This is a genomic window from Frankia tisae, assembly GCF_025403405.1.
In the GTDB taxonomy this organism is placed as follows: Bacteria; Actinomycetota; Actinomycetes; order Frankiales; family Frankiaceae; genus Frankia; species Frankia tisai.
Genome location: NZ_JANEZT010000232.1, coordinates 1 through 10937, shown reverse-complemented (window position 1 = coordinate 10937; position 10937 = coordinate 1). Strand labels below are relative to the sequence as shown.

Here is a 10937-nt window from a genome sequence, read left to right as displayed (position 1 = left end):
CGGTGGGTTCCCCCCTGGCCCAGTGGGCGGTCGGCCCGTTCGCGTCCCTGGTCGACCGGGCCCGCGACGCCCTGCGCCGCAGGTAGACGCGCCGCGGGTAAACCCCGGCTCCACCCAGGCCGTCGGCGTGCCCTGCCCTGCGGCCGTCGGCGTGTCCTGCCCGCGCCCCCTGCCGCGCTGGGTGGTCGGCGGCGCCTCAGATCCTGCCGCCGCTGCGGCCGGACAGGGCCCGGCGGGCGCCGCGGGCGTGATCGAGCCAGCCGGCGGCGCCCCGCAGGACCGGCGTCTCGTCGCCCCGGCCCGTGCTGGCGCCGACGAGCCATTCACGCAGGACCGCGCCGGTTTCGGCGGAGGGAACCCAGCCGAGCTCCCGGCGGGCCCGGCTCGTATCCATGATCGGCACGCCGCGGGCGAGGTCGATCCAGCCGGGGCTGACCGGCGCCAGCCGGGCCCGGTAGGCGGCGCCGACCGCAGCGCGCACCAATGCCGGCGGCAGCGCGACACCGCGCCCGCCGAGCATGCCGGGCAGCGTCTGCGGGGTGACCGGCGGGTTCACGGCGATGTTGTAGGCGCCGCGGGCCTGCGCGCTGGTGGCGGCGGCGGCGAAGGCGGCGGCGGCATCGCGGGAGTGCACCACCTGGAACGTCAACCCGCGCACGGCGGGGACGACCGGCAGCCGCCCCTCGCCGGCGCCGAGCAGGCGCAGCAGGCCCGGCGGCGCCAGCGGGCCGAGGAAGTACCGGGCCTGCGACTGCGCGGCGGCGGCGGACAGCACGATCCCCGGGCGCAGCCGGGCCACCCTGATCCCCGGATGATCGGCTTCGAGGCTGTCCAGCAGACGTTCCACGGTGGCCTTCTGGACGCTGTACGGCGACGTCTCGATCCCCGTGGTCGGCCAGTTCTCGCCGACCGGCCGGCTGGACTCCCGAGGGCGGTAGGCGCCAACTGACGACGCGTACACGAGCGTCGGGACCCCGGTGGCCAGCGCCGCCGCGAACACACGTTCGCTCCCCGCGACGTTGGTGGCCTCCGTGGCGACCGCCGCCCGCTCGGGCTGGATCAGCCAGGCCAGGTGCACGACCGACGTGCAGCCCCGGAACGCCTTCTCCAGCTCACCGAAGGCCCCGGGGCGCGAGATGTCGAGCGCCAGCCAGCGGACCTTGCCCCGCCGCGGACCGGGCGGCGGGCGGCGGGCGATCGCGACGATCTCCTCGACCCGAGGGTCGGCCTCCAGCTCGCGGACCAGATGAAAACCGATGTTGCCGGATGCTCCGACGATGGCGACACGCATCCTGGTCCCGTGCCCCGCCGGCGGCCATCAACCCGCGCCAGGACCGGCCCATCTACGCGGATCGCCCACGAACTGCGCGGCGCCCGGCCGAACCGCGCGGTGTACGTACGATCCACGTCGTGGCCGACGCTCTCGCTCAGCTCGATGACTACCTCGCCGCCCGCCGCCCCGAGTTCGAGGATCGGCTCGCCCGCCTCGTCGGGATTCCCGGCGTCAGCGCCGATCCCGCCCACCAGCCCGACATCGGGCGCACGGCCGACCTCGCCGCGACGCTGCTGACGGACGCCGGCCTCGCCGCCCGGATCGTGCCCACCCCCGGCAATCCCGTCGTCCACGCCGAGCACATCGCCGGTGCAGACTGTCCCACCGTCACGATCTACAACCATCTCGACGTCCAGCCCGCCGACCCGGCGCAGTGGGACACCGAGCCGTTCCACCTGACCATCTCCGGGGACCGCTACGCCGGTCGCGGCAGCACCGACGACAAGGGCCCCGCCCTCACCGCGTTGCAGGCCGCCCAGTACGTGATCGCCCGCGAGCTGCCGGTCAACATCGCCTTCGTCTGGGAGCTGGAGGAGGAGATCGGCAGCCCCAACTTCGAGGGCTTCGTCCGCCAGGAGCTGCCGCGGCTGGCCACCGACTCCGTGCTCGTCTCCGACACGGTGTGGATCGCCGCCGGCCGGCCCGCCATCGACTACGGCCTGCGCGGCCTGGTCACCTTCGAGGTGACCATCGAGACCGGGACCAACGACACCCACTCCGGCCTCACCGGCGGCCCGGCCCGCAACCCGCTGGCCGAACTTGCCCAGATCGTGGCCGAGTGCCTGGATCCGGCGACCGGGCGCGTCCTCATCCCCGGCTTCGCCGACGCCGTCGCCCCGGTGACCGACGCCGAGATCGACAGCTTCGTCGCGTCCGGCTTCGACGTCGCCGCGTTCATGGCGATGCACGGCCTGACCTCGATGCGCACCACCGACATCCGCTCCGTCCTCACGCGGATCATGGGTGAACCGACGTTCGAGGTGCACGGCTTCACCGGCGGCTACACCGGCCCGGGGGTGAAGACCGTCATCCCGCCGCGCGCCGGCGTCAAGCTCAGCTCCCGCATCGTCCCCCACCAGGAACCGCACGCCGTGTTCGAGCTGGTCCGCGACTTCATCCAGCGCCGCCACCCCGACGCCCGCGTCGAACTCGAAGCCGCCCTGCCCGCCTACCTCGGCCCGCACATCGGCCCGCATGCCGACGCCGCCCGCGCCGCCGTCGAGTACGCCTTCGGCGTCACCCCCGCGTTCGTCCGCGAGGGCGGCTCGATCGGAGCCGTGCTCACCATGGACCGCTACCTGCAGGCCCCGGTGATCCTGCTCGGCCTCAGCCTGCCCAGCCACGGCTATCACGCGCCGAACGAGCACTACGACTGGGTTCAGGCCGCCGGCGGCACCAAGATGTTCGCCCACTACTTCGCCCAGCTCGCCGCAGGCGGGCACGAGCGCCCCTGACCCGATGACCCGCTGAACCCCTGACCCGCCGGGCCCGGGGAAGTGGCCGTCACCTGCGTCCGGAGGCGTCCGAGGTGTGCGGGCGTATCGGTGCACGGAGTAGCGTCCAGAGGAAACGTCCGGGATGTGTCGCTGGCCGGGCTGTGCGTCGGACCAGGCGGCCGCGTGACCGGACGACGGCTCAGGACGGACGCGGGAGACGGTCTCATGGCAGCGGTAAGGCTTGACGCACGGCGCATCGTGATCACAGGCGGGGCCAGCGGCATGGGCGCGGGGCTCGTGCAGGCGCTACCCGGTCTCGGCGCGGAGGTCGTCTCGCTCGACATCACCGCCGACCCGGGCGAGCAGATCGCCGCGCAGGCCGGCGCCCGCTTCCTGCCCTGCGACGTGACGGACAAGGACTCGGTCGACACCGCGTTGGCGAAGGCCGTCGCCCACCTCGGCGGCCTGGACGTCCTCATCCACGCCGCGGGCATCGCGCCCGCCGCGCCGGCCGCCGAGCTCAGCGTCGACCACTGGAACAAGATCATGGCGGTCAACGCCACCGGCACTTTGCTCACCAACCAGGCCGCATTCACCCACCTGCGGGAGCACGGCGGCCAGATCATCAACTTCGCCTCCGCCGCCGGCGTGCTCGGCTACCCGAACAAGGCCGCCTACGCCGCGAGCAAGGGCGCTGTCGTCGCCTGGACCCGCACCGTCGCCGTCGAATGGGCCAAGCAGGGCATCACCGTGAACGCGATCGCCCCGGCGATCACGACGCCGATGTACGAGCGGACCCGTGCCTCGATGACCGCCGAGCAGCTCGCCGCGCACGACGCCGACCTGCAGCGGCAGATTCCGATCGGCGGGAAGCTCGGCGACGTCCAGCGCGACTTCGTCCCCGTGCTCGCCTTCCTCGCCAGCGACGGCGCCCGCTTCATGACCGGCCAGATCTTCCCGGTCGACGGCGGCACCCTGATGATGCGCTGACGCCCTTCCCTGACGAGCCTGGCGGCGGACCTGGGTCTGTCACGCTGCGTATTCGATCTTTGATCGTTTCGGTCGGCGGGCGACCTGGGTTCTCCACGTTTCGAACAGGCTGACCAGCGCAGATACCCAGCCGAGGCGAAGATGCCGCGGTGGAATCAGCCGTTTACCTGTCACAGGTCGTCGCACGGATCCGTAAGGTCCCTCGTTCGTCGCCGGTCTGATCGGACAGCGATGTAAGCTGCTTCCCGCCAGCAGCCATCGGTTCGGGGGAGGCGGATGTGCTGGATCGTTGGAATCATCAGGGCACGTTTGCCGAGAACTACGTTCGTGCGCTCGCGGCCGCGGCCGGGCTCCTCATCTATCGGCCCGAACCGGATCTCGACGGGGTCGACCTAGGCTTTCGTTATCCTGGGCGGTCCGGCCTGGTTTCTTCGCCCACGGTCGAAGTACAGGTGAAGTCCTGGTCGAAACCGCAGGTGTCCGGTGGTGAGTTCCTGTACGACGGGTTGGACGGAGTCCAATACAACAAGTTGGTCGACGGCCCGTTCGTCGTCCCCCGTTTTCTGGTCATCGTCATCGTGCCGCCGGATTCCGACTCATACACAAGAATTGACACGGACGGGTTGTTGTTGCGTCGGCTTGCCTACTTTCATGGGTTCGACGGCGCGACCCCGCTGCGCGAGCCGGCCCGCCGGCGTGGCCCGCGGATCCGTGTCCCCGTGGGCAACGTGCTGACCGTGTCGTCCCTGCGCAGACTCGTGCATGCCTGTGCGGCCCCGGACGACCCCCGCTGCCTTCAGGCGTCGTGACCGCGACGCCGACGGTCCGCGACATCCTCAGCTATCTCGCCGCCGCCGGATGGTCGCGGCAGCCGGGCGCGTGGCGGGGCGCATCCATCTGGGCCCACGACGGTGAACACGAGGTGCTCGTACCCGGTCGCGACGGCATGGGTGATGCCGAGCCACGGTTCAGGGAACTGCTGGCGGTCCTTGCCGCGGTCGAGGGTCGGTCCCGGGACGCCGTCGCCGCCGACATCGCGACCCCGATGACCGACCTTCAGTGGTACCGCCTTCCGGCTCGGAATGGCGACGGCGCTGCCCTCGGCCTGCTGACCGGGCTGACCTTGCTGGGCGGGGCCCGTGATCTGCTCGGTGCGGCCGCCCGGGCGGCCCTCGCCGGCCCGCATGTCGCCTTCGGAGGCCCCTTCCCGCGCGAGGTACGTGCCCTGCTGGCACGGGTGCTCCTCGCCCCCTTTCCCACGACCGACGAGCCATTGACGGTCCGTGTCCCGCTGGGGCGCCCGCCGGACTCGGTGGAGGCAGACTCGCCTGGAGTCGCGCCGCTCGCGGAACCCTTCGGCCGGCAGGTGCTGACGCTAGCCCAGGGTGCGCTGCTCAGTGCCCGGGACGCGGCGAGCACGGCACGGTCCACCGCCGACCTGGCGGTCTTCGATGCGACCATCACCGCCGGAGTGTCGGCCAACCTGTGCGCCGCCCTGGCTCAGGTAGCCGATGCCGCCGAAAGCCGACCGTTCGAAATCGGTTTCCGCTGGGGGCGTGGGGTTGCGGCACCGAACGCGGCGCGGGCGGTGGCGTTCCCACCCGATCTGAAGGGCGTCCTGAAGCGAGCGGCGAATCACCTGCGGGGGCTGCGTCTGACCGGCTCGGCTGCGGTCACCGGTGTGATCGGAGCCCTCTTCGACGACGGCCGGAACGACCGGTTCCGCGTGCAGGTGCGGGGCGAGGTGGTGATGGGCCGAGGCAGCGACAGCCAGCGGTCCCTGTGGGTGCGGCTGGCCGAAGGCCCCGCGTACGACCTGGCCATTGCGGCCCACCGCGATGGGCGCCGCGTGCTCGCCGAGGGCGAACTCGCGACCGTGGCCGGGCGCCTGGAACTGGTCGCCGGCCCCGGCGGTCTCACGGTGCTGCCGTGAAAGAGAACAGGAGGAAAAAGTTATGGCACTGCCGGACCTTGGCACCCCGGAGAAAGCACGGCTCCTCGCCCTGATGGCGTTGGGGGGTGCAGCGTCCAACGCCGAGCTGCGGGAGCGCGGCGCCCTGCCTCTCGAGGGCGAACCACGCCGGCGGGTCAACGCGCTCGGCCTGGTGACCAGCGTGAAAAGGGGGCGCCTGCTCCACCATGAGCTGACCGAGGCCGGGTGGAGATGGTGCGACGAGGAGCTTTCGGCGGCTGCTCCGGCGCGGACCCAGCCGCTGGGACGGGCGTTCTACCTGGTTCTCCCGCTGATCCGTCGCTTTCTCGACCGCGCCGATCTCAGCCTGGCCGATTTCGTGAGCCTGGAGGCGGTTCCGCAGTTCGTGCCGGCCGGTGACGTGCCGGCCGGCAGCAGGCCGGCGGATGGTGCTGCTCCGGCCGAGGGCGGGCCGGAACCCGCGGCCGCGGACCTGGAAACGCGGATCCGGGATGCGTACTGGACGCTGACCGCCGCCCCCGGAGACTGGGTGCAGCTCACTGCCGTACGCGGACGGCTGACCGGGCTGTCCCGCGCGGAGGTCGACGCGACCCTGCAGACGATGGAACGCAGTCCCGACGTGCACATCGTGCCGGAGGCCGACCAGCGGGCGTTGACCGCGGCCGACCGGGATGCGGCCGTCCGGATCGGTGGAAAGTACAAGCACCTGTTGTCGATCTCCGCTCGATGACCGCCCGGGACATGAACGATCAGGAGCGCCGTGTCCTTCGGGCGTTGAGGTCCGGGCTGAACTGGGCGCCCATGTCGGAGCACGTCTGGGTCTCGTCCCGTTACCACATAGAGGGCCTGCACCGCGACGCGGAACGCTCCATCCTGGACGGGCTCGACGCGGCGGCGGCGGAGGCCGTGGGTAGCCCACTCGGAGTGGTCGTCCAAGGCGAGGGCGGGGCAGGAAAGACGCACCTTCTCGGCTGGGTCCGCCGACAGGTTCAGAGCCGCGGCGGTTACTTCTTCCTGATCGACTTCTCCGTCGTCGGCGAATTCTGGTCGCTGGTCGCGAGGGCGATGGTGGAGGATCTGGGACGCGAGCAGTCGGACCTCGTCCCGGCGGGGCGCGCGGAGGCACTCGGCTCGCCGACACAGCTTTCCGAACTGTTGCGGCGGCTCGCCGACGTGGCCGTCCTGGACAAGCCGACGACGGCGGCGGTAGTCGGCGACGTCCCGTGCACCCGGGTTGACCTGGACGGCCTGCTCGACGGTCTGCGACGCCGGCATCGGCAGCTCGTGACCGTCTGCTCGGACACCCTGCGGGCACTCGTGCTCTACGGTTCGCCGGAGTCGGCAGCCGTGACGATCGGAAACAACCATCTGCTGTCCACACCGGAGGCGGAATACGGATATCGGGACGCCTGGGGGATGAGTAGACGGCTCAAAGGCCCGCAGGACATTGTTGCGGAGCTGAGCCGGATCCTGGCGGTCACCGGTCCGAGCGTGATTGCCGTCGACCAGATCGACTCGTTCATGGAGCACACGGCGAAGGCCGTATCGGCGACCGGCTCGAACCAAGGCCGGGAAGGGGAGTCGGCTGGGTCGCCTACGGCGGAGGCGGCGGCCGCCCTCATCGAGCAGACCGCAGGCGGTCTGATGGCGTTGCGCCAGGTGACCCGCCGCACCCTGTGCCTGGTCGCCTGCCTGCCGACCTCCTGGCGTCGGGTCCGGGAGCAGGCGGTGGAAACGGTGCAGGACCGGTTCACCACCGCACAGGTCCTCAACACCATCTCCGACTCCGCCACGGCGCACCGCCTGGTCGAGCACCGGTTCGCTCCGTGCTTCGCCGACGTCGGCTTCGGGCCGCCGCATCCGACGTGGCCGATAGCGCCGGACGCGTTCGACACGGCACCCGGCCACACCCCACGGGTGCTGCTGCAGCGGATCGGTGCCCATCTCGACGCGTGCCTGCGCGCCGAAGCCGTCCACGAGCTGCGTACCTTCGAGGACGCACCGGTGGGGGACGGCGGGGCGTCCCCCGACGAGCTGCCGGAGCCGCGGCAGGTCCGGTCCGGTCAGGATGACCTGGCCAGCTTCGCGTCGCTGGACGCGCGGTTCGCCGAGCTGCGCGCGCGGGCCGACGTCCGGACCGTCTATGACCACCGTCTGGAGAGCATCGTCGTCCCCCCGCTGCTGACAGCCGGGCTGATCGCCTGGGTCAGAGAGCTCGGGGAGGGGGGCCGGTCTCTCTCGGTCGACCCCCCGCCCGGCCGTCGCGCCGATGTGCATGCCCGGCTTCGCCGCCTGCTCGACGGGAACACCGAGGAGCAGGAGCACTGGGCGTTCCGGGCCATTGCGGCCACCGATCCCCGGTCCACCGTCGCCGCGTTGCGTCACGCCTGCAGCGCGGCCGGCATCGGTCCGCAGGTCTCGCACCGGACCCTGATCGTGCTTCGCAACCACGGCTGGCCGGGCGGCCAGAAGAACGAGCTCCAACGCCAGCTCCTGGTCGACAGCGGCGGCCGATCAGTGCCGCTGTCCGCCGACGACGTGCGGGTCTTCTCGGCACTCCAGACGATGCTGACCGAACGCCACCCCGACCTCGACGACTGGCTGATGACTCGCCGTCCGGCTTCCGGGACGGAGCTCGTCGCTGAGGTGTTCCGCGGTGTCCCGGGGATGCCGTCCGCCGCGGGCGGCGGGCCCGGCCGCGATCCCTCGCCGGGCGATGCGGCGACGAGGGCCGAGCCCCCCAGCGACCCCATGACGCGGCACGGCGACGGGGGACCGATCGAGCCTGGCGACCTGGTCGACTCCGTCCCGTCTCGGTCCGCCGACTCCACCCGGTCCGCCGACTCCACCCGGTCCGCCGACTCCACCCGGTCCACCGACTCCACCCGGTCCACCGCGATTCGCGTGGGCGTCGCACTGCGGGAGCAGACGGCGATCGAGATCGAGCTGGCGACGCTGCGAAAGCACGCTGTGGTGTTCGCCGGAAGCGGATCGGGGAAGACGGTGCTGCTACGCAGACTGGTGGAAGAGTGTGCACTGCGGGGTGTCTCGTCCATCGTCCTCGATCCGAACAACGATCTCGCCCGGCTCGGGGATCCGTGGCCGAGTCCGCCGGACGGCTGGGAAGCGGGCGATGCGGCTCGGGCGGCCGAGTACCTGCAGACCACGGACGTGGTGGTGTGGACGCCCGGGCTGACCCGCGGCCGGCCGCTCGTCTTCCAGCCGCTGCCGGACCTCGCCGCGGTACGGGACGATCCGGATGCCTTCGAGGCCGCGATCGATCTCGCAGTCGGCGAGCTGGCTCCTCGTGTCGGTGCGGACGGGTCCACGACACGGGCCAGGAAGATCCGGGCCGTGCTGACGGCGGCCCTGCGCCACTTTGGCCGGCAGGGCGGCGCTCAGCCGGGCGGCGGCGGCCTGCCGGCGCTTATCGCGCTCCTGCGGGACCTTCCACTGGACGTGAGTAATCAGAACAAGGCGGAACAGACTGCCGTCGACATCGCCGACGCACTGGACGCCGCGATGGTCAACGACCGACAGTTCGCCGGAGTCGGGGAGACCGCCGATCCGGGTGTGCTGCTCACCCCCGCGCCCGGCAAGCGGGCCCGAGTCTCGGTGATCAGCATGGTCGGGCTGGGCGACGACCTGCAGCGAGCCGGATTCGTCAGCCAGCTCCAGACCGCCTTGTTCACCTGGGTCAGACGGCACCCAGCCATCGACAAGCCCCTCGGCGGCCTGTACGTGATCGACGAGGCGCAGACGTTGGCGCCGCCCGACGGCCGGCCGCCGGCTCTGGCGAGCACGCTGACCCTCGCCGCCCAGGCTCGCAAGTACGGACTCGGCCTGGTCTTCGCCACCCAGGCGCCGAAGGGCGTACACAGCCGCATCGTCGGAAACGCGACCACCCAGTTCTTCGGCAAGCTGAACAGTCCCGCCCATGTCAGCGCTGCCCGGGAGATGGCCCGCGCCAAGGGGGGCAACGTGGACCGGATCGGCCGGCTGGAACGTGGGCAGTTCTTCGTCACCAGTGACGGGATGTCGTTCGTGCTCACGCAGGCGCCTCAATGCCTGACCTACCATCCCGCCAGCCCGCTCACCGCCGAGGAGGTCGTCGAAAGGGCGAGACGGGGAACCGGGCGTCCGTAGTTCGGATCCACCCGCGAAGAGAGCTCACGGCCTGGTGGTCAGATCCGGGCGCCCTTTTCCTGGTTGCAGCGGCAGCACAGGAGCTGGAGGTTGTTCACGCTCGTCGCGCCGCTGCGGCTGTGCGGGATGACGTGGTCGAATTCCAGGTACTCGGTGGCCCGGCACTGGACGCAGGCGCCGCCGTCGCGCTGCCAGACCGCGGCCTTCACCGCCTGGGGGACGGCACGGCTGTCGCGGGCCCCGGGCGCGATCACCAGGCGTCGGGCGACCCGTAGCGCACCGGACAGCACGGCCGCCACATAGTCAGGATCGTCGACCCGGTATGTCCCGCCGCCCCGGCTCGTCGTCGCCGCGATATCGACGCCGCCGTGCCCTGCCGTGACCTCGACGATCTTCTGCCAGGCGATCTCGTTGCCGCCGCCGGCCCGGCCGAGGAAACGCAGCTTGCGGCTGCTCGCGACGAGCCGCCCCGGCGTCTCGCGGGGACCGCTGGCGAGCTGGCGGACCTGGACCGTGCCGACGTCCAGGTGGACAAGCTCGTCGAGCTCGAGGTGCAGCGTGGTCGAGTGCACCCGGGGGAGTTGACCGCCGCGGATCCGGGAGAGTTCCAGCCCGCGACGCAGCCAGCGGCGCATCTCCTCGACGGCCGGGTCGTGCAGGCCCAGCCGGCGCGCCTCGTTCTCGAAGAACGCGGCCTCGCTGTCCTCGATGATCCCGTCGCCGAAGGCGAAGGTCACGATCCGCTGGAGGTGGCCGAGCCCCGCCGAACGGAAGACCGCCTCGCCCGCGGCCCGCGGCACGGCGTGGAAGCATCGTGACAGCACCCATCGAGCCAGACCCACGTCGTTGCGGCAGGCAGCGGCGGTGCGCGGCGTCCGATCGGACGGCGCCACCCACGCGGCCAACCGCCAGATTATGCATGGCCGGGGCTCGCGATCCGTCCGCAATCTGCCATATCCGCTGCGGCACGCGGAGTGCCTGGCAGCAACTGACGTCGATCGGACGCCGACGCCGACGCCGACGCCTGCGGACAGCGACCGGACGTGCCGCAGATCCGGGCGGGTTTGCCGCTGCCGGCGACGGCAATATCGGGGGAGGG

General features: G+C 71.6%; 8 protein-coding genes. 6 read left to right on the top strand and 2 right to left on the bottom strand.

Translation table 11 applies throughout. The features are described 5' to 3' along the window. Nucleotides 1-196 precede the first annotated feature (196 nt). On the bottom strand, nucleotides 197-1291 hold the full coding sequence (locus tag NBZ85_RS20415) for an NAD-dependent epimerase/dehydratase family protein (RefSeq protein ID WP_261558037.1): 1095 nt from the start codon (nucleotides 1289-1291) through the stop codon (nucleotides 197-199). A gap of 119 nt (nucleotides 1292-1410) precedes the next feature. Between NBZ85_RS20415 and NBZ85_RS20410 the strand changes: the two genes are divergently transcribed. The 6 genes from NBZ85_RS20410 (at nucleotide 1411) to NBZ85_RS20385 (ending at nucleotide 9838) form a co-directional block, all read left to right on the top strand. Next, nucleotides 1411-2787, top strand: a complete 1377-nt coding sequence (locus tag NBZ85_RS20410; RefSeq protein WP_261558038.1) for a M20/M25/M40 family metallo-hydrolase — start codon at nucleotides 1411-1413, stop codon at nucleotides 2785-2787. A 207-nt stretch (nucleotides 2788-2994) separates the two neighbouring features. Beyond that, nucleotides 2995-3759, top strand: a complete 765-nt coding sequence (locus NBZ85_RS20405) for an SDR family NAD(P)-dependent oxidoreductase (RefSeq protein WP_261558039.1) — start codon at nucleotides 2995-2997, stop codon at nucleotides 3757-3759. A 278-nt stretch (nucleotides 3760-4037) separates the two neighbouring features. Beyond that, the gene (locus NBZ85_RS20400) at nucleotides 4038-4568 is read left to right on the top strand and encodes a DUF4365 domain-containing protein (RefSeq protein ID WP_261562421.1); all 531 of its coding nucleotides are present in this window, start codon (nucleotides 4038-4040) and stop codon (nucleotides 4566-4568) included. After that, nucleotides 4565-5692 carry a hypothetical protein gene (locus tag NBZ85_RS20395; protein WP_261562420.1) on the top strand — a complete coding sequence of 376 codons (1128 nt, stop codon included), beginning with the start codon at nucleotides 4565-4567 and terminating at the stop codon, nucleotides 5690-5692. The genes NBZ85_RS20400 and NBZ85_RS20395 overlap by 4 nt, the downstream gene beginning before the upstream one ends. 22 nt (nucleotides 5693-5714) lie before the next feature. Further along, a complete protein-coding gene (locus tag NBZ85_RS20390) occupies nucleotides 5715-6422 on the top strand; it encodes a hypothetical protein (protein WP_261558042.1) in 708 nt (235 codons plus the stop codon). Continuing rightward, on the top strand, nucleotides 6419-9838 hold the full coding sequence (locus NBZ85_RS20385) for an AAA family ATPase (protein ID WP_261562419.1): 3420 nt from the start codon (nucleotides 6419-6421) through the stop codon (nucleotides 9836-9838). Before NBZ85_RS20390 ends, NBZ85_RS20385 begins: the two co-directional genes overlap by 4 nt. 38 nt (nucleotides 9839-9876) lie before the next feature. On the opposite strand, the gene NBZ85_RS20380 is transcribed toward NBZ85_RS20385, so the two are convergent. Then, on the bottom strand, nucleotides 9877-10731 hold the full coding sequence (locus tag NBZ85_RS20380) for an HNH endonuclease (RefSeq protein ID WP_308205021.1): 855 nt from the start codon (nucleotides 10729-10731) through the stop codon (nucleotides 9877-9879). Nucleotides 10732-10937 lie beyond the last annotated feature (206 nt).